Genomic DNA, 23,408 nt, shown 5'->3' with positions numbered 1-23,408 from the left:
TGACTAACTAATTTGTTTTATAACCAATGCTGTAAAAAACTCGGTTGGTGTGGTTTTGTCGTTGCAGTCTGTTATTGTTTTAAAATGGTTTTTCAAAAAATGTTGATGTAATGAACCTTCAATAACTGTTGAAATTAAACTTTTTGTAGTCGGATAATTAGGATTCACTTCAACAACCATTTCTACAATACGATTGATTACTCTTTTGTATATTAAAAAATAACCTTCTTTGTTTTCGTCATCCACCTCTTTTGTTAAATAGGATTTTGAAAATTCACAAACTACTATGTTATTTAAAATTACCTCGTTGATATGCGGATGATTATTGTCTTCAGTAGTTTCTTCTGTAACAATTTCTAGAGCTTTAATTAATTTTTCCATTGGATTAGAAATGCCTGTGGTGGCAAGCACAATTTTAAATTCCAACCAGCCCCAATACCAAGAAGATAAATATAAAAGCAGTTTGTGTTTGTTTTCAAAATAGCGATATATCGAACTTTCATTGGAACCGATTTTTTCTCCTAATTTTTTAAAAGTAAAATTGTCAAAACCAATTTCATTGATAAGTAGAATGCTGTTTTCTATAATGTTTTTGCCCAAATCCGAGGTCTCCGGGTCTTTTATATAGATTTTATTACTGATATTTACTTTTAATCCTTCTAAGATATTTTTCATTAAATTCTTTTTAGTGATTTTTATCACCGCAAAAATAATAGTATTACTATTGATTTTGAAAGTAATTAACTTATTTTTAATAAAAAAAGCCATTCGATTTGAATGGCTTTAATTAAAAAAATCAGGTAATTTTAAACTAACGATTCCCTTGTCATCGCTTCAGGTTTTGCAATTCCCATTAAATGAAGTATTGTAGGAGCGATGTCGCCCAAAACGCCATTTTTAATTGATTTTAAATCTTTGTCTACTAAAATAACCGGTACCGGGTTTGTGGTATGAGCTGTATTTGGACTACCATCCGGATTAATCATAGTTTCGCAATTTCCGTGATCAGCTATTACTATAGTTGTATAATTATGTGCCAATGCCGTTTCTATCACTTCTTTCACGCAAGTGTCAACCGCTTCACAAGCTTTTATTGCGGCTTCCATCACACCTGTATGGCCAACCATGTCGCCATTGGCAAAATTTAAGCAAACAAAATCTACTGATTCTTTTTGCAGTTCAGGGACCAAAGCATCTTTTAATTCAAAAGCACTCATTTCAGGTTTTAAATCGTAAGTAGCTACTTTTGGAGAATTTCTTAAAATACGTGTTTCGCCTTCAAACGGTTCTTCGCGTCCACCGGAAAAAAAGAAAGTTACGTGTGGATATTTTTCTGTTTCGGCAATTCTTATTTGTTTTTTGTGGTTTTTTTCTAAAACTTCGCCTAAAGTTTCGGTGATGTTATCTTTATTATAAATCACTTTTACATTATGATAGGTTTCGTCATAATTGGTCATTGTTACATAATACAAATTCAATTTATGCATATTTTGTTCATGGAAATCTTTTTGAGATAAAGCTTCGGTAAGTTGTCGACCTCTGTCTGTTCTAAAATTGAAAAAGATTATTACATCACCATTTTCAATGGTTGCCAAAGCATTTCCATTAGAATCGGTCATTAAAATAGGTTGGATAAATTCATCGGTAATATCCGCATCATAACTTTTTTGAATGGTTTCTGTTGCATTAGTTGAAAGAGTTCCAATGCCATTAACCAATAAATCATAAGCGATTTTTACACGTTCCCAACGTTTATCGCGATCCATAGCATAATATCTACCACAAACAGAAGCCAATTTTGCTTTTGACTTTGCACAATATTTTTCTAAATCTTCAATATATCCCTTTCCTGATTTTGGATCCACATCGCGTCCATCGGTAAAGGCATGAACATAAATATTATCTAAACCATAATCTTGAGCGGCATCTAATAATCCTCTTAGGTGAGAAGTATGAGAGTGCACTCCACCATCGGAAACCAAACCTAAAAAATGAACTTTTTTATGATTGATTTTGGCGTAAGAAAAAGCATCTTGGAGCACTTTTTCATCATTCAATGTTTTGTTTTTTACGGCTAAATTTATTCGTGTTAATTCTTGATAAATAATTCTACCGGCACCTAAATTCATATGCCCTACTTCAGAATTTCCCATTTGACCTTCAGGAAGTCCAACGTTTAAACCATCTGTACGTAATTCGGCATTTGGATAGTTTTTATAAAGAGAATCAATAAAAGGGGTATTGGCATTATCAATTGCGGAAACTTTAGGATCTGGCGAATGTCCCCATCCGTCTAAAATCATCAGGATTACTTTCTTGTTCATTAGATTAAAATTTAGAACAAAGATAAAGAATGTATAGCTTTATAAGCGAAGAATTAGGCTTTTTTAAACCAATTTTTTGCTTTGTTATAATCAATAAAATAGCGAAGACTTAAAGAAAAAACATGGTTCAAACTGTTATCTATTAAGTTGTTTGCGTTTGAGCCAAAATCTTTGTTTATTTCATTTGTAAAGTATTGAGCATTGTTTCGATATAAAGCAGTAATCTGACTTCCCGGAGCAAACCACCAAGAATAGGAAACGTCAAAATTCCAAACATTAAAATTAGAATCTTTATCAGCATTATAAGTATCGTTTGGTATAAATGTACCGTCCTCTTGTAAGGTGTGAAACTTTATGTTTTCAGCAAATGACCAATAATAACGAGAAGTTAAATTGATAGTCATTTTGTTATTCAGTGCATATTTCCCTGAAAATCCGTTATTGAAAGTAAATCGATTTCTTTCGGCTAATATAATTTCAGAATCAACTTGATCGACCCAACCAATATCACTGTTTTGTTTTGAAAAAGATACATTATAAATTAAAGTGAATTTGTCATTAAATCGGTATCTTGGGCTGACATATAAACTATAATTAATTCTATCTTTTTGATCAAAAAAACGAACTGAGGGCTCAACGTCGATTGCAAATCGTCTGTTGTAATTTGAAGAGAAAAACACCCAGGCATTTCCCGTGGCAGGAAAAGCTAAATACCTCCCAGGAACACGGGGTTCGTAAAAATTATAAGTAACAAATGGACTTACTAAAAAGCCATAACCGATATAGTCGTTTTTTAAAGTGGAGGAGTTTACATTGACATTAATCCAATTTTCCTGCAATTTTCCGGTTGTGTTTTCAATTTCTAAATAATAATTTGAATTAAGTTGAAAGGAATTGTAGGTTTTAGTAGGTTTTACTATTCGGTAATTAAAATTAGCATAAACATTATGATAATTCGTAACAAAATTGATTCCTAAATCATTATTGTCAAAATCTTTTGAAACATATTTTGAAGCAACAGAATAACGATATCGGCCAAATGTTTTAGCTAAATTTAAATAAGCCGTATGACCATTTGGTTTTTCATCATCATAAATACTACTCATTTTTACATCTCCGGAAACATTAAATTTATTCCCCTTTGTGTTTAAATTATAGACAATTCCGGTAACGTTTGCATCACGAAAATCACCAAACCTTGTCACATTTGTATTGATAAAAGAAACTGACGAATTCTGATTAAAACGTTGATCAAACACTAAAACATTATAATTAGTGTGAGGTTCAACCAGTTCTTCGCGGGTTTCATTTGTTTCGTTGTTAATTATTTTAGCATACGTTTTTGCAGTTGCAGCATTTAAAAATCCAATACCAAGTCCATCTTGCGTTCTTCCTGAAATTTTTACGGCATTAATCAGGTCAACTGTATTTGGATAGTCTGTAACCGTTTCATTTTCATTTGTTGTAGGGTAGGTGGAGGGAGGCCCGCCAATTCTTCTTGTGTAGAGCAAATCACCTTTTGAAAACAAATCAGTTCCTTCTGTAAAAAAGGGTCTGTTTTCATTAAATTGTTGTTCAAATGGGCCTAAATTTAACTCGACATTGTCAAATGCAGTTTGTCCAAAATCAGGCACTAAAATTGCATCTAAAGTGAAAGAATCATTAATTCCATATTTAATATCCATTCCAATTTTCCCGGTGCTATTTGTGGTTTTATCGTTTGATTCAATATAACCGGAAGTATAGGGAATGAAAAATAATCGGGTTGGAGTGTGGATGTTTTCAATTCCTTCTAAAATTCCTGCTTGGTTGATAACAGAGCCTTTCGCTCTATCAATATGGCTCCAAACATAATTATGTCTGTCTCGCCGAATTTCTCTAAAAATATTAAGTCCCCAAATTTGTTTATCATTTTTAGAAAAGCGTAAAGCGGCATAAGGTATTTCCATTTCAACAACCCAACCAAAATCAGTAACGGAAATTTCACTTTTCCAAATGGCATCCCAAGAAAAATCTTCCCCATTTTCAGTTGCCAAACAGTCCAATTGAACTCCTGCGGCTGTAACAAAAAAACGAAAATCTTGTTGACCGTCGTTAAAACCATTTAGAAATATTCCAAATATATCAGCAGTTCCAAAAATATCTCTTTGGGTGATTTCCTTTTCAATTTTTGTAGTTTCATTATCATAAAGTGATGCCCCAATATAAATACCGTTATCATTATATATAATTTTAACTTCACTTCTTTTTTCGGGTTTTTCTAATGCACCATTATCCGGTTCATACATCACAAAATCTTTTGCAAGAGGAGCTTTTTCCCACGATGATTCGTTTAATGTGCCGTCTACAACAATATTTTCTGTTATTCGGATAGCCTGAACTGATTTTTTTTGGCCAAAAGCAACATCAATTCCAAAAAAGAGAAAAACAAATAAGAAAAATTGGCTAAAATGCTTCATAAAGTAAATAATGTTCAAAATTAGATAAAGCTTTTCCAAGTGCAATTACTTTATCATTTCCTTAAGATAATATACTATAAAGACGTTTTTTTATTGAATTGTTACAGTTTTTAGATACTAATTTGAAAAAGAAAGCGTTATTCAATTGATTCACTAAAATGAATTATTTCCAAAAAATGAATAATTAAGATAAAATTAATTTGGTTATATTGATTTTATTTATATTTTTGGCCAACCCAAATCGAGTTTTAACCTAAAGAATACCAATGATATACAAGCTTATTCCGGTTTTGTTTTTCGGATTATTATCCTTTACAACGCCTACAAAAAATACCACAGACCCAAAAATTATTGCTGAAAATACTACTGCAACTTTCGAATCGAAAGTGAATTTATTATACAATAATTTGAATTCAAATAATTATAAACTTCCTCAATTAGAAAGTTTTTCTAAGGCTTTGGAAGGATTTTATCAATTAAAACAAAAAGGGCTGATTCAAAATAATATTTTAACGCTGATTGATTTTAGTTTGTCTTCAAACGTAAAAAGATTGTGGGTTATTGATATGAATTCCAACACGATTTTATTTCAATCTTTGGTTGCTCACGGACGGAACTCAGGAGAAGAATTTGCTACAAAATTTTCTAACAAAGCAGAATCTTATCAAAGCAGCTTAGGTTTTTATATTACCGGAGAGGTTTATCAAGGCAAACATGGTCAGTCGTTGCGTTTAGACGGCCTTGAAAAAGGGATTAACGATAAAGCAAGAGACAGAGCTGTCGTAATTCACGGGGCAGATTATGTTTCTGATTCGTTTATTAAACAGAATAAACGATTAGGAAGAAGTCAAGGTTGTCCTGCTTTGCCAGAAGAATTGACTCCTGAAATAATTAATACGATTAAAAACAAATCCTGTTTATTCATCTATCATCCATCCGGAAGTTATAAGATTTCTTCAAAATTAATTTCGTAGTTTTTTGTACAAATCAAAATCCAGGCGATATATATCATCTCTAAATTGAAGTTTATCACCTTCACTCCATGCCGTCCAATAAAGGATGTGTAAATAAATGTCTTTTTTGAAATATACATTTTTGGTTTCAGCCTCTGCAAGTACTTCATCAATTTTTGCTTTTGTCCAATTAATTGAATCCTCTAAAAGATATTCTGTAAGTTCAAATGGATTTTGTACTCGAACACAACCGGAACTCAACGAGCGATTTTCTCTACCAAAATAACCTCTTGAATTGGTGTCGTGTAAATAAACGGAGTGCTTATTTGGGAACATGATTTTTACCAACCCTAAAGAATTTGAAGAACCGGGAGGTTGAACATAGCGATATGATTTCGCTTTAGCCGGATTCCAATCGTCCGGACTAACTTCTATATTGCCATTATAAATAGTGATATTTTTAGTTGCAAAATAGTCTCTGTTTTTTGTGGCAGCCGGAATGACATCTTCTTTTAATATTGTAGGAGGCAATGTCCAAGTGGGATTAAACACAACATAACTAAGTTTAGAATATAAAATAGGTGTACTTCTGCTTGATTTTCCAACAATAATCCGATGCGTTCGGATAGTGTCATTTTTTTTAACGACGTTGAGTGTGTAATCAGGAATATTGATAAGAATATATTCTTTTTCAAATTGTTTAGGAAACCATCTCCAACGTTCCATGTTGACAATGATTTGCTCTTTTCTTTTTTTCTTTGAATAATTTAAAGCAGAAAGAGTTCCTTTTCCTATCACGCCATCAGGAGCTAATCCATGGCGGGATTGAAATTTTTTCACACCTATTAAGGTGTTTTCATCGTAAATGGAAGTTATCGAATCCGGCATTTTTAAATCATGCCAATAGACTAATCGTTTTTTAATTTCAGGAAGCAAATCATGCGTGTCTTTATAAACTATTTTATCTTTTGCTTCTAATACTTCAAAATTCTTATCAGGAAATTGGTTAATGAGTTTTAAGGCGTGTTTAAGTTTTCTGTAAACAATATGATTTGGTTTTACAGCATACAAAGCATAATCAAACGAATCTTTTCGTTGAAAATTTAAAAGTAATTTTTTCGGATTAATTTTGCTGTCTTTTAAATCCCAATCTTTGTAGAGTTCTTTTGGATTTAAAGTCCCGTTAGCAACTTTTTTGACATATTTACTAAGATTTTCGGTTAGTAATATATCATATTCTATTAATGCTTTGTCCGACAAGGTGCCAATAGTATTTTCAAATTTGATTATTTTTTTCAAATCAAAATCGGCACGATTCAATCCTTCGTCTTCTACATTTTTAAGTTCATCAATAAGTGATTCTCTGCAATTGAAGGCTAACCAAAACGTTTTGTTGTTATTTGAATGATAAAAAGCAATTACGGTCGAATCTTTACTTTTATGAAGTACAGTTGAATCAATAGCTAAAATTTTACCTTCTTTAGTAAGAGTAACAATAGGGGTTGTGTCTTTATCAGCCTTTTTATTCCTGTCGTCATTACAAGAAATTAATACTAATGCAAGAAATAAAAGGAAAATTTTTTTCATAAAATGTATAATGGGCTAAATCAATTTTTTATACATTACAAAATGAGTGCCAATGTCTTTTATAATAAAAGATTCTCCAATAACTGTATATCCCATTTTTTTATAAAAATCAACTGCTGTTTCACGGGCGTTAAACCAAAGCAAATTACAATTGTATTTTTGGATAATATGTTCAGCCTCTTTAACGAGTTTTATGCCGTAGCCCATTTTTTGATGGTGTTTTAAAACCGCCATACCACGAATTTGAAATTGTTTTTTTTCAGTAAAGTTGACATTTTTGTTCTTAAATAAAGAAATTACACCAATTAGAGCACAATTAATGAACAGCCCTAAATGAATTGTAGAATGAAGTTCATCGCCTTCAAAGTGACAACTTTCAACAGGTTTGCCTTCTCTCAAAACGGGATGTCGGACAGAATAGGTTTCTAATGCAGTTATTTCTCTTATGGTAAGCATAATTCATTATCATTAATTACATTAACCTAAAGATATAACAATTTAAGAATAAAACCATTACAATTTAAGTAAGCTTTAAGATAATTTTTTTCAAAAAAAATTTGCATCCAAGTAAAGTAATTATCTATATTTGCACTCACAAAAGCGGAAGTAGCTCAGTTGGTAGAGCTCCAGCCTTCCAAGCTGGTTGTCGCGAGTTCGAGCCTCGTCTTCCGCTCTGCTAAGAACCTCAAACGAAAGTTTGGGGTTTTCTTTTTTTATAATCTACTTTAAAAAATTCAACTCACTTCCACTCTCCAACTCAACAGCTTCTTGGTTTGGTCTGAATAAACGAGCGGTTAAAGTTCCTCTTAATACAATGGAGTTTCCTTTTACTTCTAACCAGCTTCCTTCTCGTAATCCAAAAACGGCAGGAGTATTGAATTGATGAAATTCTTTGATTCTGGTTTCACGCGTTTCGCCCATATGTGTTGAATGGGTGTCCGGGTCTAAATAATGCGGATTTAAATTAAAAGGAATAACTCCCAACGTGTCAAAACTAGGAGGATAAATGATGGGCATATCATTCGTGGTTTTCATGGTTAACCCACAAATATTACTACCGGCACTTGTACCTAAATAAGGCGTCCCCTTTTCGATGGTTTGTTTTAAAACAGCCATCACTTTATTTTCATACAATTGTGAAACTAATAAAAAGGTGTTTCCGCCTCCCGTAAAAATGCCTTCCGCTTGCTCAATGGCTTCAATTGGATTTGAAAATTCGTGAATTCCTTTAACGGAAATACCAATGGAGTTAAAAACAGAACCAACTTTTTGAGTATATACTTCATGAGAAATTCCACTCGGTCGGGCATAAGGAATGAATAGAATCGATTGACAAGCAGCAAAATGTACTTTCAGAATTGGCAATAAATAATCAAGGTAACTTCCGCCGTGTATAGTTGAGGTACTGGCAATAATTAGGTTTTTCATTTCATTGGAATTTATACAAAAGTAAGGGTTTATCTTTTTTAAAACTGTTTCAGTTTAACAAATAATTACAAAGTCTTTGGGAGGATATTGGGAAGAAAACACAATATTTTTACCATTACTTTTTCAATTAAGTAATTCAATTATGAAAAATCAGGGACTAATCTTTTTTTTGTTTTTACTTTTTTTTACTCAAGGTTTTTCACAAGTAGTTATCAAAGGTAGTGTTGCCAATTTTTCAACAAAAGAGCCATTGGCCTATGTAAATATTGGAATAAGAAATAAAGAAGTTGGAACCATTTCTGATAAAAACGGAAATTTTGTACTAACCATCAATCAAGATATCAGTTTGGATGAGCTAGTGATTTTTTCGCACATTGGATTTGAAACGATTGAATTAAGTTTGAAAAATTTATCCAAACAAAACGAAATTTGGCTAGTTCCATCAGTAAACGAACTGAATGAAGTGGTTTTAATTTCTCCCAAAACCTGGACGAAAAAAATAGGTCGCACATCAAAAGGTGCCGGAATGATGCATATTAGTTTTTATTCTACCTATGAAAAAGAAATTAATGTAGAATTAGGAAGAGAGAAAGGGATGCTTTTTGATATTGAAAATGATTGTAGAATAGACAATCTTAATTTTTGTATCAGTGGCAATGAATTTAAATCGATTAAATTTCGAATGAATATTTACAATTTAAAAGACGGAATGCCGTATGAAAATATCCTCAATAAGAGCATTATAATTGAAGTAAAGAATGGTCAAACGGACTGGGTTCAATTTGATTTAAAACCTTATGAAATTTATTTAGAAAAGGAACAAGAACAAGTAGCGATTACTTTAACATGGTTGGAAAGCAAAAAAAGGGATGATAAAAATTGGCGTTTTGCGTTTTATGCGGCAATGTTGCCTTATTTTACTATCTACAATAGAGATAAATCTATGGCAACTTGGTCAAAATCGGATGCCTGTATAAGTATGTACGTAAATACAACCTGTTATAAATAAGTTAATCTTCAGGAGTTGCTGGACGAAGTGCTACTTTTTTAAAATAAATTTGATGAAGAGTATGAATAATTATCAGTTCAAAATGCAATTGTATTTCTTAGATAGTTTATGAGAAAATATTACTTGGTCAAAATGTTGCTTTTCTTTTATTCCTTTTTTATCCATGCTCAAGACATGGCTGAAAAAGTAATCAATGGAACAATTATTTGTGAATCAAATTCGGTTGAAGGCGTTCATGTTTTAAATTTAGTTTCCGAAAAAGCAACGGTTACCGATCGAAATGGACATTTTTCAATTGTAGCTAAACAAGGTGATTTGTTAGTTTTTTCGGCAGTTCATTTAAACTATTGGCGAAAAAGCATTAAGGAAAATGATTTTAAAACAGGATTTTTAGAAGTGATAATGACTCCTAAAGAAGTGAAATTAAATGAAGTGGTATTAACGGAATACACCAAAATTAATGCACAAGAGTTAGGGATAATTAACTATAAACCTAAAGCATATACTCCTGCCGAACGAAAGTTACGCCCAACTAAAATAACCCAAATGGATTTAATAGGTCTGATGGCTTTTAGATTACCCTTAGATCCATTATTGTATTGGGCAACGGGACGAACAAAAATGCTTAAAAACGATTTGAAAATTGAAAAAAAAGAACTACTTTTAAGGAAGTTGAACGATTGGAATGACAATGAGTTTTATGCAAATCAACTGAAAATTCCAAAGGAATTTGTTGATGGATTTAAATATTATATCATTTATGACGATGAATTAATGAATTATTTACAGTCAAATAATAAAATACAGGGCAATTTTCGAATCTCGAAACTGGCAACTGATTTTTTAATCTACATGGAAGAATATGAATAAGTTACTATTTTTATTGTTCATTTTTTCATCAGCCAAAGTGTTTTCACAAAATGAAAAACAAATTCGTGGCATTATCAAAGTTGAAAATGCTTCGGTAGAAGGGATTCATGTTTTAAATTTAGTTTCCGAAAAAGCAACGATTACTAATGCAAAAGGAGAATTTTATTTGGAGGTAAAGGAAGATGATTTATTGGTTTTTTCAGCTGTTCATCTCAATTATTGGCGAAAAACCATCACTAAAAAAGAGATTAATGATGGTTTTGTAGAAATTAACATGACTTCAAAAGTTAATCAATTAGAGGAAGTGGTAGTTTCTGAAAATACTAAAATTACCGCACAAAATTTAGGAATTATAAACTACAAACCGGTAAGTTATACGCCGGCTGAACGAAGAATTAGAACGGCAACAACAGGTTTTTTAGATCCGTTGTTAAATTGGGTTTCCGGTAGAACGAAAGATTTGAAAAGAGAGCTGGAAGTTGAAAAAAGAGAGCGATTAATTATTCGTTTGGAAAGTTATTTTGAAGATGCATTTTTTATAAATTCGCTTAAGATTCCAAAAGAATATGTGAATGGATTTAAATTTTATGTGGTGGAAGATATTAACTTAGCAGAAGCGTTAACTTCAAAAAACAAAGTGAGAACTACCTTTATTTTAGGTGAGTTGTCGCAAGAATTTTTAACTTATTTAAATTCTTATGAAAAATAATTTTCTTTTAATAGTCACCTTTTTTATAATACAATTTTCCTATGGTCAATTTGTGCCAAGAGTTGTATTGAAAGGAAAAATTGTTGCAGAATCATTATCAATTGACAATGTAACTGTTTTTAATATTTCTTCTAACAAAGGAGCAATTTCAGATCATTTGGGTTACTTTGCTTTGTATGCAAGACCAAGTGATACATTAGTTTTTTCCAGTGTAGTTTTTAAATCAAAAAAATTGATTCTGGCTGAGATTGATTTTAAAGTTGAAGTTGTTTATGTTAAATTAGAGGAATTCATTAACGAATTAGATGAAGTTGTCGTGACACCAAAAACATTAACAGGAGATTTAATTAAAGATGTTAAAAACATGAAAGTGACCGATATGAATCCCGCTTTTAACAGTGCTCAGATTACAGATTTACAATTTGAAAAAGATGCCAGTTCTACTCCTAAAAATCCGGGTATTTATGATGGAACAATTACGTACGGAATGGACTTTGTTAAAATTGGTAAGATGATTGGAAAAATTTTCGTAAAAGACAAACCCAAAGAAATGGTTTTTACTTCCTCAAAGAATTTTCAGGAAGCAGTAAAAGATAAATTTACCTATAACTTTTTTACGGAAACACTTGAACTAAACAAAGACGAAATCGGGTTGTTTTTAGCATATTGTGATTCAGATCCAAAGGTGAAAGAGCTGTTAGCTGTAAATAGAGAAATTGATTTAATAGACTTTTTAATCAGTAAAAGCAAAGAATATAAAAACCTTCCTAAGGATTAATTTAAATGAGAAAAAAGATAAAAATTGTTTTTATAGCTATTTTTTTTATAGGATTATCTTCTTTCACGATGCATAAATTTTATGTTTCTGTGACACAAATTAATTTTGTTCCTGAAAAGAAAACAATCCAAATTACAGCTCGATTTTTTATTGATGATTTGAATAATGCGTTAGAAAAAAAACATAAAACTAAGTTTTATTTGGGTTCTTCTAAAGAGTCGGTAGTTCAATTGGAACAATTTAAAAAGTATATTTCAGATAATTTTTCCATTAAAGTAAATGCAAAATATAAAGAGATTCAATTTGTACAAAAAGAAATAGAAGATGATGTATTTATCATTTATCTAAAAGTAAGTGATGTTTCCAAAGTGAATTCTATAGATGTCAAAAACACTCTTTTATTTGATTTTATTGTTGAACAACAAAACATCATTCACACTCAAGTTTTAAATAAGAAACAAAGTGCTTTGTTAACTCCTGATAATCCCAACGAGTTGTTAAATTACTGATAAAAAAATTTCTGCTTCCTTAAAATGTTTATTTTAGTTCCTTCAAAAAAAATTTAGATGAAGAAGCTGCTATTTTTCGGATTATTTCCAGCCTTATTGTTGGCCCAAGAAAAAACTGAAACTAAAAGAGAATCAGGACATTACGACACGAATAAATTTAGCCAACTCTATGATTTATTGGCTACACCAAATATGTTTAGAACGGCCTCCGGTGCTCCCGGACCTGCCTATTATCAACAACAGGCAGATTATAAAATGGATGTTGTTTTAGATGATAAAAACAAACGAATTGATGGTGTAGAAACAATTACTTACCACAATAATTCACCTGAATCATTGGAATATCTTTGGGTTCAGTTAGACCAAAACATGAGAGCCCGACAATCGAAAACGCCATTAATTGAAAGTCAAAAAATGGAAGGCTCAGTTCCTGTTGATGGATTTGTGAAAAATTACATGCAAAAAACTTTTGATGGTGGATTTAATTTGGTTTATGTAAATGATGCTAATGGAAAACCACTTTCCTACGTTATTAATCAAACCATGATGCGAATTGATTTACCAACTCCATTAAAACCAAAGGAGAAAGTTTCTTTTTCAATTAAATGGTGGTACAATATCAATAATTATAGAGTAGATGGTGGCCGTTCCGGTTATGAAGAATTTGAAAAAGACGGAAATAGATTATATGTTATTGCTCAATTTTTTCCAAGAATGGCTGTTTATAATGATGTGGAAGGCTGGCAAAATATGCAGTTTTGGGGAAGAGGAGAGTTTGCATTGGCTTTTGGGAATTATGACGTGAATATAACTGTTCCGGCAGACCATGTATTAGAAGCTACCGGTGTTTTATTGAATAGAAAAGAAGTTTTTACGGCTGAACAAGTAAAAAGATATGAACTTGCTGAAAAAACATTTGATAAACCCGTTTTAATTGTTACACCAGACGAGGCTAAAGCTACTGAAAAAGGTTTTTCAGACAAAACAAAAATATGGAAATTCAGAGCTGAAAATGTGAGAGACTTTGCATTTTCGTCCTCCAGAAAATTCATTTACGATGCCATGGCAGTAAAATTAGAAACCAAAAATGTGATGGCTATTTCTCTTTATCCTAATGAGAGTAATCCGTTGTGGGAACAATATTCTACCAGAGCGGTAGCACAAACGTTAAAAACATATTCTAAACATACGTTTGATTATCCTTATCATAAAGCGATTTCTATTTCTGCTGAAGACCAAGGGATGGAATACCCAATGATTTGTTGGAATTATGGTCGACCGGATGCCAACGGGTATGTGTCAGACCGAATCAAATACGGTATGATTAGCGTAATTATCCACGAAGTCGGACATAATTATTTTCCTATGATTGTCAATTCTGATGAACGCCAGTGGTCGTGGATGGATGAAGGCTTAGACACGTTTTTACAATATTTAGCTGAACAAGATTTCATGGAGAATTACCCGTCAAGTCGTGGTCCGGCTCACAAAATAGTGCCTTATATGAGTGGCGACCAAAAGTTTTTAGAACCAATCATGTCTAATTCTGAAGGTATTCACCAATTTGGAGCAAATGCTTATTCTAAACCGGCAACGGGATTGAATATTTTGCGTGAAACTATCATGGGTCGTGAATTATTTGACCATGCTTTTAAAACGTATGCTAACCGATGGAAATTTAAACATCCAACGCCTGAAGATTTCTTTAGAACAATAGAAGATGCTTCCGCGGTTGACTTAGATTGGTTTTGGAGAGGCTGGTTTTTCTCTACTGATTATGTTGACATTGGAATCAAAGAAGTCAAACAATACTTTGTAACCGATGAACCTACGGCGGAATTAAAAGATATGAAAACCCGAAGAGGTAGATTTGGCACAGCAACTGGACCTTATGTATATTTAGTGGAAGGAAATAATCCACAACTCAATCAAAAAAATAAAAAGGATTTAACTATTTCAGAAATTAAACCCTTGAATGATTTTGTTACCACTAAATTTAATGCGGAAGAACAACGTAATTTAAAATCACCAAAGTACTTTTATGAAGTTACTTTTGACAAACCCGGTGGAATGATTATGCCAATTATAGTTGAGTTACAATATGAAGATGGTACTTCCGAAACCTTTAAATTTCCTGAACAAATTTGGAGAAAAAGTAATCAATCAGCAACCCGAGTGTTTGCAACAGAAAAACAGGTTAAGAAAATCCAATTAGATCCAAAACTAGAAACAGCAGATATTGATGTGAGCAATAATATGTGGCCAAAAGAAGTGTTAAAATCTAAATTTGACGAAGCAGAAAAAACGAAATAATCCGGTTTAATCAAAGCTGAAATTCTTCGTATATTTGCTCAAAATAATAATCTAATTATGTTTGGAATTGGAGGAGGAGAGTTTATTCTCATCATTTTTGTGGTTCTTATGCTTTTTGGCTCTGATAAGATTCCTGACATTGCCAGAACATTAGGTAAGATGATGCGGCAACTTAAACATGCAACGGATGACATTAAAAGTGAAATCCAAAAAAGTGCCGATGCAAACGGATTAGATGCACAAAATTTATCTTCCGGAATTTCTCAGGAAATACAAAAAGTAAAACAAGATTTTAACGACATTGTTAAACCAACTGATTTAGATACTGCTTTCAAAACTGAAATTGAAAAAACAAAGGAAGATATAGAACAAATTACCGGTCCAATTAAAAGACAATTATAGCTTTGGAAAAATTAATTGAAATCGATAAAAAAGCACTTTTTTTTCTCAATAACCTTGGCTCTGAACAGTGGGATGGATTTTGGCTAGCGATTACTAAACAATTTTATTGGGCTCCCTTTTTTGCAGTATTATTTTATTTATTAATTAAAAAAATTGGGTGGAAACAATTTGGTTTTTTTGTGCTTTTTCTTGCGTTACTCATAGTAGCAACTGACCAAATTACAAATTTGTTTAAATTTAGTTTTGAAAGACTTAGGCCTTGTAATGATCCGGCTGTAAAAGATTATATTCGAGTCGTTCAAGAACGCGTTTCTCATAGTTTTTTTTCAGGCCATGCTTCGAATTCCTTGGCTTCTACAACTTTCTTTTTTTTGATTTTCAGAAAATATTATCGCTTTGGATTGCTATTATTTCTATTTCCTTTGGTTTTTGCTTACAGCCGAATTTATTTAGGATTACATTTTCCAAGTGATATTTTAGCAGGCTATATTTTTGGTCTTTTTACAGGGACACTTTTTTATAGAATTTACATTCTTTTTCAAGCGAAATATTTCCCTTTGAATTAAAGTACCCGACTAACGGTAAGACCATCACGAATAGGCAACAAAACTGTTTCTACTCTTGGGTCATCGTTTAATCGTTTGTTGTATTCCAATAATATTTTAGTACTCAAATCACCTTCTTTCAAGGACTCAACTACTTTTCCTGACCATAAAACATTGTCAGATAAAATAATTCCCCCTTTATTCATTTTCGGAACAATCAATTCATAATAGTTGAGGTAATTTTCTTTGTCTGCATCAATAAAAACTAAATCAAATTTGGTTTCTATCGTTGGAATAACGTCAATAGCTTCGCCTAAATGTTGTACAATTTGACTTCCCCACGGCGATTTATCAAAATATTTTCGTTGAAAATCAACTAATTCTTCTTTAATGTCAATGGTGTGAACCATTCCGTTTTCTTGCATGCCTTCACATAAACATAATGTTGCATAACCGGTATATGTTCCGATTTCTAAAATAGATATTGGTCGAATTAATTTTGATAACATACTTAAAACTCTTCCCTGAAAATGACCGCTCAACATGCGTGGCAGTAAAATTTTCTGATAAGTTTCTTTGTTTAGTTGGGCCAATAATTCAGGCTCATTTTGTGAATGAAAGGCAACGTAATCTTCTAAATCTTCAGAAAGGAAATGCATTTAAAATTTATTTTGGACAAAATTACAAATTACTAACTTACCTAATCCACAAATACTTCCTATTTTTGCACCATGAATACCACCAAAAAAGACATTCGAGCATTAACCAAAGAACAACTTAGAGAATTTTTTGTTTCACAAGGCGATAAAGCCTTTCGTGGTAATCAGATTTACGAATGGTTGTGGAGTAAAAAAGTCTATCAATTTGATGATATGACTAATATTTCTAAGGAAACCCGTCAGATGCTGGAAGATAATTTTGTTATCAACCATATTAAAGTTGATCAAATGCAACGCAGTGAAGATGGAACCGTAAAAAATGCCGTTCGATTATATGATGGTTTGGTGGTAGAAAGCGTTTTAATACCAACAGCTACCCGAACAACAGCCTGCGTTTCTAGTCAGGTTGGTTGCAGTTTAGATTGTAATTTTTGTGCGACTGCTCGTTTAAAACGGATGCGAAACCTTAATCCGGATGAAATTTATGACCAAGTAGTTGCCATCGATAACCAAAGCCGATTGTACTTTGATCGACCACTTTCCAATATTGTTTTTATGGGAATGGGTGAACCGTTAATGAATTACAATAATGTGCTCAAAGCGATTGATATGATTACTTCTCCGGAAGGATTGGGTATGTCGCCTAAACGAATTACACTTTCTACTTCCGGAATTCCGAAAATGATAAAAAAAATGGCCGATGAAGAAGTTAAGTTCAAATTAGCAGTTTCTCTTCATTCTGCCATCGATGAAATTCGGGCTGAAATTATGCCGTTTTCAAAAAGTTTTCCTTTAAAGGAATTACGTGAAAGTTTGGAATATTGGTACCAAAAAACCAAAAGCAAAATTACTTACGAATATGTGGTTTGGAAAGGAATCAATGATGATAAAAAATCGATTGATGCTTTGGTTAAGTTTTGTAAATATGTGCCATGTAAAGTCAATTTAATTGAATATAACCCAATTGACGACGGAATGTTTCAACAAGCTTCTGATGATGCATTAGAACATTACGTTTCTGCTTTGGATAAAATTGGCGTGATTGCCAAAGTAAGAAGAAGTCGAGGGAAAGATATTGATGCTGCTTGTGGTCAGTTGGCGAATAAAAATGAAGCAATATCCTAATTATGGCTATTGTGATTTTCTAACTTTCTGACTATCTTTGAACTTTCATGAAAATCACCGAACAAATTAAACAACCCATACTCGCTGAAATGGAACTTTTTGAAAAAAAGTTCTATGAATCGATGTCTTCTAAAGTGGCGTTGCTCAACCGAATAACCTATTATATTGTCAACCGAAAAGGTAAACAAATGCGGCCGATGTTTGTTTTTCTGGCGGCAAAAATGGTATCCGACGGAATCGTAAATGAACGAACTTTTCGAGGAGCCTCGGTTATCGAATTGATTCATACGGCAACGTTGGTTCATGATGATGTTGTGGATGATAGCAATCGTCGTCGTGGATTTTTCTCTATCAATGCATTGTGGAAAAACAAAATTGCCGTTTTAGTGGGTGATTTTCTATTATCTAAAGGTTTGTTGCTTTCCATTGACAACAACGATTTTGACTTATTGAAAATAATTTCTGTTGCTGTTCGCGAAATGAGTGAAGGGGAATTGCTTCAAATTGAAAAAGCCCGTCGTTTAGATATTACAGAAGACATCTATTATGAAATTATCCGCCAAAAAACAGCAACATTAATTGCCGCTTGTTGTTCTTTGGGAGCTTGTTCCGTTTTGCCGGAAAATATGGAAGTAGTTGAAAGAATGAGAAAGTTTGGTGAACTAATAGGAATGGCTTTTCAAATAAAAGACGATTTATTTGACTATACTGAGGAAGCTATTGGTAAACCAACTGGGATTGATATCAAGGAACAAAAAATGACACTTCCTTTAATTTATACGTTGAATACTTGTTCCTCAAAAGAGAAAAGCTGGCTTATCAACTCTATTAAAAACCATAATTTGGATAAAAAAAGAGTCAAAGAAGTCATTGCCTTTGTAAAAAGCAGTAATGGTTTGACTTATGCTGAACAAAAAATGATCCAATTTCAGCAGGAAGCTCTTTTGCTTTTAGAAGATTTTCCAGCATCAGATTACAAAGAAGCCCTGCTTTTGATGGTGAATTATGTAATTGAACGAAAGAAGTAGTTTTCAGTCACAGTTTTTAGCAAACTTGTCATTCTGACGAAGGAAGAATCTCAAAATAAATTACAATTTAAACGATTGATATTAAATACATTATGATTTATTTCAATTTTTTTTATAAACCCATGCAACCTTTTTCATCTTTCATTCGTCTATAACTATAGAATCTTATTTTAAAAAAATTGTTAAACGGAAGTGATCAATTACCCATGACCATTTACCAATTACCTTTAAAAAAATGAAAGTAATTAACTTACATCAAGACGAACAGACTACCATTCGAATGGCTATTGAACAAAATCGATTTGCTCAGCAGCAAATTTATGCCAAATTTTCGCCTAAAATGTTAAGTGTTTGCCGACAGTATATAAAAGATTTGCAGCAAGCGGAAGATGTTATGTTAACCTCATTTATGAAGGTATTTACGAATCTTAAAAAATTTGAACATAAAGGAAGTTTTGAAGGTTGGATTAGGCGAATCATGATTAATGAATGTGTTTCATTTATAAGAGTTCAAAAACAAGTCAAATTCATCGAAGAAGAAACTTTTTTTGAGGAAAGGCATAATGATATTGAAAGCAAATTTTCGGTTGATGATATTCAGTTTCTCATTGATGGTTTACCGGATGGTTACCGTATGATTTTCAATCTTTATGCAATAGAAGGGTACAAACATCAAGAAATAGCAGTAATGTTAGGAATAAACGAAGGGACATCAAAATCGCAATTATCTCACGCCAGAAAACTACTGCAAGAACAGATTACCAAATTAAAAAATTACGACAGTGGAACCGAATAAGGTAGAAAATAAAATGAGAGAGAAGTTGAATCAACGAACGATTCAACCATCAGCCAATGCATGGGATCGTTTAGATGCGATGCTCTCTGTTACAGAACAAAAACCGAAAAGAAATTATAAATGGCTTTCCATTGCAGCTGTTTTTGTTGGATTCACATTGATTGGAATTTTTATATTGAATAAAGAAAATTCTATTGAAAATGTAATCCCATCTAACCCAATTGTTTTGGAAAGCGAAATAGAAAAAGTTGAAAATCTAAACGAAATAGAAAACACTATTTCATCCGAAGACAATAAGGAAGAAGTTGCCATAATAAATCAATCAAATAAAAAAATGGATGAACAACCTATTGCAATTAATCCTAAAAAAGATTTTTTATTAGATAATCATTCCAAAACAGAAGAAGTAATCGTTGAAAATCAACCAAAAGAAGCAATAAATAAATACGTCAATGCCGAATCACTTCTGGCTGAAATCGAAACCGGAGAAAAATTTGAAATACCAACACTTTCAAAAAAACCATCTGTAAAAGTAGATGCTAATACTTTACTTTCTTCGGCAGAAAAAGAAGTCGAAGAAACATTTAGAGACAAAGTTATTCAATCGATTAATAAAAAATACAATTCGGTAAAGTCAATGTTGGCTAATCGCAATAACGAGTAAAAACAATCAAATCACGAACAGTTAAATTTTAAAATTATGCAAAAAATTATTTTTTATGTAGCAGCATTGCTATGCACTTTCCTGACCCAAATTTACGGACAGGAAACGTTTGAACAACAAGCTAAAGTTATTGCTAATAGTATTACAAGCATAACAACAGAGGAAAAAACAGCTTTAAAAGCGGAAGTAGAAGAAATCAACAAATTACTTGAAAGTGGAACCATTACTGCAACTCAAGCAGATGAAAAAAAATTAAAAGCGGCAGAAGAAAGAGCAAGAAACATTGAACGCAGAATAGCTGCTGAACAAGCAAAGCTAGATGATTTGGTTAAAGATCAAGTAGATGGAAAATTTCTAAGCTCAACTGACAGCAGTAGTGTGAATAACAAGAAAGTGATAATTCAATGGGATTTAGATGACGACGATTTTAAAGGATGGAAATGTAAATCAAAATCAGAACGAAGAACGACTTCTCAATTTGTTTTTGCCTTTGGATTGAACAATTTAATTACAGATGGGGATTCTAATTCTCTTGAAAACAGCGATTTTAAAACTTGGGGATCTAATTTCTTTGAATGGGGATTTACCTTTAATACCAGAATTTTGAAAGAGAATAATTTACTTCATATTAAGTACGGATTGTCATTAATGTACAATAATTTGAGACCAACAGATAATCGCTATTTTGTAAAAGATGGTGATGTGACGGAGCTGCAAACGTTTGATAGAGATTTAAATGAAAATAAATTCAGAAATTCTATGGTGGTGTTGCCTGTTCATTTGGAATTTGATTTCACGCCAAAAACAGTTGGGGATGATGGTGTTTCAAAATTCAGAACACACAAAAGCGTGCGATTAGGAGTGGGTGGTTTTGGAGGTTTAAACTATCAATCTACTCAAAAATTAAGATATGAGGAAGACGATATTCGAATTAAAAATAAGCAAAAAGGCGATTTTAATGTATCAACATTTGTCTATGGATTGAGTGGTTATCTTGGTTATGGTTCAACTTCATTATATGTAAAATACAATTTGAACAGTTTATTTAAAGATAATCCGATTGATCAAAACAACATTTCTTTAGGATTGCGTTTCGATCTTAATTAATTACTTGAATTAGTTTTTTTTAAACCCTTTCAGAGTTTCTGCTTTGAAAGGGTTTTCTATTTAAAAACTTTGTAACTTTGAAATCTTAATTTTTTTACTTGATTACACAAAATACCATCGATTTAGTTTTTGAAACCGCCCGTGTTGAGGAGGTAATTGGTGATTTTGTGCAACTCAAACGAGCCGGAAGTAATTTGAAAGGATTGAGTCCGTTTTCAAACGAAAAATCGCCCTCCTTTATGGTTTCTCCGGTCAAGCAGATTTGGAAGGATTTCAGCTCCGGAAAAGGAGGAAATTCGGTTACTTTTTTAATGGAGCACGAGCATTTTTCGTTCCCTGAAGCTATTCGCTATTTAGCCAAAAAGTATAACATCGAAATTGAAGAAACCGTTTCAAGCGATGAAGACAAAATCGAAGCCAGTGAAAAAGAAAGTATGTATTTGGTTTCTGAATTTGCCAGTAAGTATTTTCAGCATGTTTTATGGGAGGAAGAAGAAGGCAAAGCAATTGGATTTACCTACTTTAAAGAAAGAGGATTTACTAATGAAACCATCAAAAAATTTGCTTTAGGGTATTCGCCAAATGTTTGGGATGCTTTTACCAAAGAAGCCTTAGGGAAAGCTTACCAATTAGAGTTTTTGGAAAAAACGGGATTAACTATCGTTGGTGAAGATAAGCAGTTTGACAGATTTAAAGGTCGCGTGATGTTCCCGATACAAAGTATGTCGGGTCGTGTTTTAGGTTTTGGCGGAAGAATTTTGACCAATGACAAAAAAGCAGCAAAATATTTAAATTCTCCTGAAAGTGAAATTTACCACAAAAGCAATGTGCTTTACGGAATTTTTCACGCCAAGCAAGCGATTGCTAAACAAGATAATTGCTATTTAGTTGAAGGATATACCGATGTTATTCAAATGCATCAAGCCGGAATAGAAAATGTGGTTTCCTCCTCCGGAACGGCCTTAACTTCAAATCAAATCCGACTTATTAATCGATTGACCAAAAATATTACGGTTCTTTTTGATGGCGATGCAGCCGGATTGAGAGCTTCTATTCGTGGAATCGATTTGATTTTGGAAGAAGGGATGAACGTAAAAGTTTGTACTTTTCCTGACGGGGATGATCCGGATAGTTTTGCCAAAAAAACACCTTATGAAGAATTGGTGAAGTATTTAGAAGAAAATTCAAAAGACTTTATTCAGTTCAAAGCATCTTTGTTAATGAAGGATGCCAAAAATGACCCAATCAAAAAAGCGGATTTGATTAGGGATATGGTGACAAGCATTTCTAAAATTCCGGACCGAATTAAAAAAGAGATTTATATTCAGGAATGTGCCCGAATAATGGATATTTCAGAAGAAGTGCTGTTCAGTACTTTAGCTCAAATGGCTCAAAAGGATTTATCGGAAGCCAATAAAAAATTCAAACAAGAACAAAAAGTATTTGAAGTTGTCAAGAATGAAACAACCGCAACGGTTTCAAAAGTAGACATCATTTCATTACTTGAAAAAACCATTCTTGAAATTTTATTGTTGTATGGTCATCATGAGGTGGATTTTGAAAATGTCTTTATTCAATTTGACGAAAACGGAAAAGAAATTGAAACGATTGAAAAAGTAAAGCACAAAATTTACGAACGGATTTATTTAAGCTTACAGGAAGATGAAATTGAATTGGCAAATCCTGTTTTCAATGCCATTTATGTTGATTTAGTTTCACAATATCATCAAAATGAAACGTTAGATAAAAATCATTACCTCAATAACTTGCTTCCGGAACATGCTGAAATAGTTACGGATATAGTAATGAATGACGAAAAATACCAATTGCATGGTTGGCTTGATAAAAAACAGGTTTTTGTAAAAGAAAAAGATGATTTGGAAATACTTTCCCGATTGGTTTCTGAAACGATTGTAACTTTCAGAGAATACCTTATTAATAAATTGAATCGGGAATTAATGCTGCAAATGCAGGAAGAAACTCCGGAACTTTCACCGGAAGAAATCATCACCATGATTAATGATTACAATAAGCTTAAAGTAAGCATTACCCGTAGAATTGGTAGAATGCGATCGGATTATAATTAGTAAAAAGATTATTTTTCATTAAATTTAAAAGTTAAAATTATGTTAATTTAATCAGA

At 32.3% G+C, this 23,408-nt stretch carries 22 protein-coding genes and 1 tRNA gene; 16 read left to right on the top strand and 7 right to left on the bottom strand.

The features are described from left to right. Nucleotides 1-3 precede the first annotated feature (3 nt). The 3 genes from C0512_RS01375 to C0512_RS01365 form a co-directional block, all read right to left on the bottom strand. Complete coding sequence (locus tag C0512_RS01375; protein ID WP_290858311.1) at nucleotides 4-675, bottom strand: TetR/AcrR family transcriptional regulator; 672 nt, start codon at nucleotides 673-675, stop codon at nucleotides 4-6. A 131-nt stretch (nucleotides 676-806) separates the two neighbouring features. Continuing rightward, a complete protein-coding gene (gene gpmI, locus C0512_RS01370; protein WP_290858310.1) occupies nucleotides 807-2,324 on the bottom strand; it encodes a 2,3-bisphosphoglycerate-independent phosphoglycerate mutase in 1,518 nt (505 codons plus the stop codon). Nucleotides 2,325-2,377: 53 nt separating this feature from the next. Continuing rightward, the gene (locus C0512_RS01365) at nucleotides 2,378-4,783 is read right to left on the bottom strand and encodes a DUF5916 domain-containing protein (RefSeq protein WP_290858308.1); all 2,406 of its coding nucleotides are present in this window, start codon (nucleotides 4,781-4,783) and stop codon (nucleotides 2,378-2,380) included. A gap of 266 nt (nucleotides 4,784-5,049) precedes the next feature. On the opposite strand from C0512_RS01365, the gene C0512_RS01360 reads away from it, so the two are divergent. Continuing rightward, on the top strand, nucleotides 5,050-5,757 hold the full coding sequence (locus tag C0512_RS01360) for a murein L,D-transpeptidase catalytic domain family protein (protein ID WP_290858306.1): 708 nt from the start codon (nucleotides 5,050-5,052) through the stop codon (nucleotides 5,755-5,757). On the opposite strand, the gene C0512_RS01355 is transcribed toward C0512_RS01360, so the two are convergent. Together C0512_RS01355 and C0512_RS01350 are read right to left on the bottom strand one after the other, a co-directional pair. Beyond that, entirely contained in the window at nucleotides 5,746-7,323 is a 1,578-nt protein-coding gene (locus tag C0512_RS01355; RefSeq protein WP_290858304.1) for a L,D-transpeptidase family protein, read from the bottom strand. The two genes, C0512_RS01360 and C0512_RS01355, sit on opposite strands and share 12 nt — an antisense overlap. A 15-nt stretch (nucleotides 7,324-7,338) precedes the next feature. Beyond that, nucleotides 7,339-7,779, bottom strand: coding sequence for a GNAT family N-acetyltransferase (locus tag C0512_RS01350; protein WP_290858303.1), 441 nt, complete (start codon nucleotides 7,777-7,779; stop codon nucleotides 7,339-7,341). A gap of 144 nt (nucleotides 7,780-7,923) precedes the next feature. Between C0512_RS01350 and C0512_RS01345 the strand changes: the two genes are divergently transcribed. After that, nucleotides 7,924-7,996: transfer RNA gene (locus C0512_RS01345), tRNA-Gly, on the top strand. A 47-nt stretch (nucleotides 7,997-8,043) separates the two neighbouring features. On the opposite strand, the gene pepE is transcribed toward C0512_RS01345, so the two are convergent. Next, a complete protein-coding gene (gene pepE, locus C0512_RS01340; RefSeq protein WP_290858301.1) occupies nucleotides 8,044-8,751 on the bottom strand; it encodes a dipeptidase PepE in 708 nt (235 codons plus the stop codon). A 142-nt stretch (nucleotides 8,752-8,893) separates the two neighbouring features. Between pepE and C0512_RS01335 the strand changes: the two genes are divergently transcribed. The 8 genes from C0512_RS01335 to C0512_RS01300 all read left to right on the top strand — a co-directional run bounded on the left by C0512_RS01335 (nucleotide 8,894) and on the right by C0512_RS01300 (nucleotide 15,907). Beyond that, nucleotides 8,894-9,760, top strand: a complete 867-nt coding sequence (locus C0512_RS01335; RefSeq protein WP_290858299.1) for a carboxypeptidase-like regulatory domain-containing protein — start codon at nucleotides 8,894-8,896, stop codon at nucleotides 9,758-9,760. A gap of 108 nt (nucleotides 9,761-9,868) precedes the next feature. Continuing rightward, nucleotides 9,869-10,630 (top strand): carboxypeptidase-like regulatory domain-containing protein, encoded by a 762-nt coding sequence (locus C0512_RS01330; protein ID WP_290858298.1) that lies wholly within the window; start codon nucleotides 9,869-9,871, stop codon nucleotides 10,628-10,630. Continuing rightward, nucleotides 10,623-11,339: a hypothetical protein gene (locus C0512_RS01325; protein ID WP_290858296.1), complete on the top strand. Its 717-nt coding sequence runs from the start codon at nucleotides 10,623-10,625 to the stop codon at nucleotides 11,337-11,339. The genes C0512_RS01330 and C0512_RS01325 overlap by 8 nt, the downstream gene beginning before the upstream one ends. Beyond that, on the top strand, nucleotides 11,329-12,117 hold the full coding sequence (locus tag C0512_RS01320; protein WP_290858295.1) for a carboxypeptidase-like regulatory domain-containing protein: 789 nt from the start codon (nucleotides 11,329-11,331) through the stop codon (nucleotides 12,115-12,117). Before C0512_RS01325 ends, C0512_RS01320 begins: the two co-directional genes overlap by 11 nt. A 5-nt stretch (nucleotides 12,118-12,122) precedes the next feature. After that, nucleotides 12,123-12,626 (top strand): DUF6702 family protein, encoded by a 504-nt coding sequence (locus C0512_RS01315; protein WP_290858293.1) that lies wholly within the window; start codon nucleotides 12,123-12,125, stop codon nucleotides 12,624-12,626. A 57-nt stretch (nucleotides 12,627-12,683) separates the two neighbouring features. Next, nucleotides 12,684-14,939, top strand: coding sequence for a M1 family metallopeptidase (locus C0512_RS01310; RefSeq protein WP_290858292.1), 2,256 nt, complete (start codon nucleotides 12,684-12,686; stop codon nucleotides 14,937-14,939). Nucleotides 14,940-14,996: 57 nt separating this feature from the next. After that, the gene (locus C0512_RS01305; protein ID WP_290858291.1) at nucleotides 14,997-15,341 is read left to right on the top strand and encodes a twin-arginine translocase TatA/TatE family subunit; all 345 of its coding nucleotides are present in this window, start codon (nucleotides 14,997-14,999) and stop codon (nucleotides 15,339-15,341) included. Between the two features lie 2 nt (nucleotides 15,342-15,343). Further along, nucleotides 15,344-15,907: a phosphatase PAP2 family protein gene (locus C0512_RS01300; RefSeq protein WP_290858290.1), complete on the top strand. Its 564-nt coding sequence runs from the start codon at nucleotides 15,344-15,346 to the stop codon at nucleotides 15,905-15,907. Here C0512_RS01300 and C0512_RS01295 read toward each other — a convergent pair. Further along, nucleotides 15,904-16,545: an O-methyltransferase gene (locus C0512_RS01295; RefSeq protein WP_290858289.1), complete on the bottom strand. Its 642-nt coding sequence runs from the start codon at nucleotides 16,543-16,545 to the stop codon at nucleotides 15,904-15,906. The two genes, C0512_RS01300 and C0512_RS01295, sit on opposite strands and share 4 nt — an antisense overlap. 72 nt (nucleotides 16,546-16,617) lie before the next feature. On the opposite strand from C0512_RS01295, the gene rlmN reads away from it, so the two are divergent. The 6 genes from rlmN (at nucleotide 16,618) to dnaG (ending at nucleotide 23,352) form a co-directional block, all read left to right on the top strand. Next, complete coding sequence (rlmN, locus tag C0512_RS01290; protein WP_290858287.1) at nucleotides 16,618-17,670, top strand: 23S rRNA (adenine(2503)-C(2))-methyltransferase RlmN; 1,053 nt, start codon at nucleotides 16,618-16,620, stop codon at nucleotides 17,668-17,670. Nucleotides 17,671-17,717: 47 nt separating this feature from the next. Further along, nucleotides 17,718-18,698 carry a polyprenyl synthetase family protein gene (locus C0512_RS01285; RefSeq protein ID WP_290858286.1) on the top strand — a complete coding sequence of 327 codons (981 nt, stop codon included), beginning with the start codon at nucleotides 17,718-17,720 and terminating at the stop codon, nucleotides 18,696-18,698. A gap of 235 nt (nucleotides 18,699-18,933) precedes the next feature. Then, nucleotides 18,934-19,494 (top strand): RNA polymerase sigma factor, encoded by a 561-nt coding sequence (locus C0512_RS01280; RefSeq protein WP_290858285.1) that lies wholly within the window; start codon nucleotides 18,934-18,936, stop codon nucleotides 19,492-19,494. Beyond that, entirely contained in the window at nucleotides 19,481-20,158 is a 678-nt protein-coding gene (locus tag C0512_RS01275) for a hypothetical protein (RefSeq protein WP_290858284.1), read from the top strand. The genes C0512_RS01280 and C0512_RS01275 overlap by 14 nt, the downstream gene beginning before the upstream one ends. Nucleotides 20,159-20,194: 36 nt before the next feature. Next, on the top strand, nucleotides 20,195-21,265 hold the full coding sequence (locus tag C0512_RS01270) for a hypothetical protein (protein WP_290858283.1): 1,071 nt from the start codon (nucleotides 20,195-20,197) through the stop codon (nucleotides 21,263-21,265). Between the two features lie 98 nt (nucleotides 21,266-21,363). Beyond that, complete coding sequence (dnaG, locus tag C0512_RS01265; protein ID WP_290858282.1) at nucleotides 21,364-23,352, top strand: DNA primase; 1,989 nt, start codon at nucleotides 21,364-21,366, stop codon at nucleotides 23,350-23,352. The last annotated feature ends 56 nt before the right edge of the window (nucleotides 23,353-23,408 follow it).

It is taken from the genome of Flavobacterium sp., from assembly GCF_013822155.1.
Classification (GTDB): Bacteria; Bacteroidota; Bacteroidia; order Flavobacteriales; family Flavobacteriaceae; genus Flavobacterium.
This window is presented reverse-complemented; position numbering and strand designations above follow the sequence as displayed.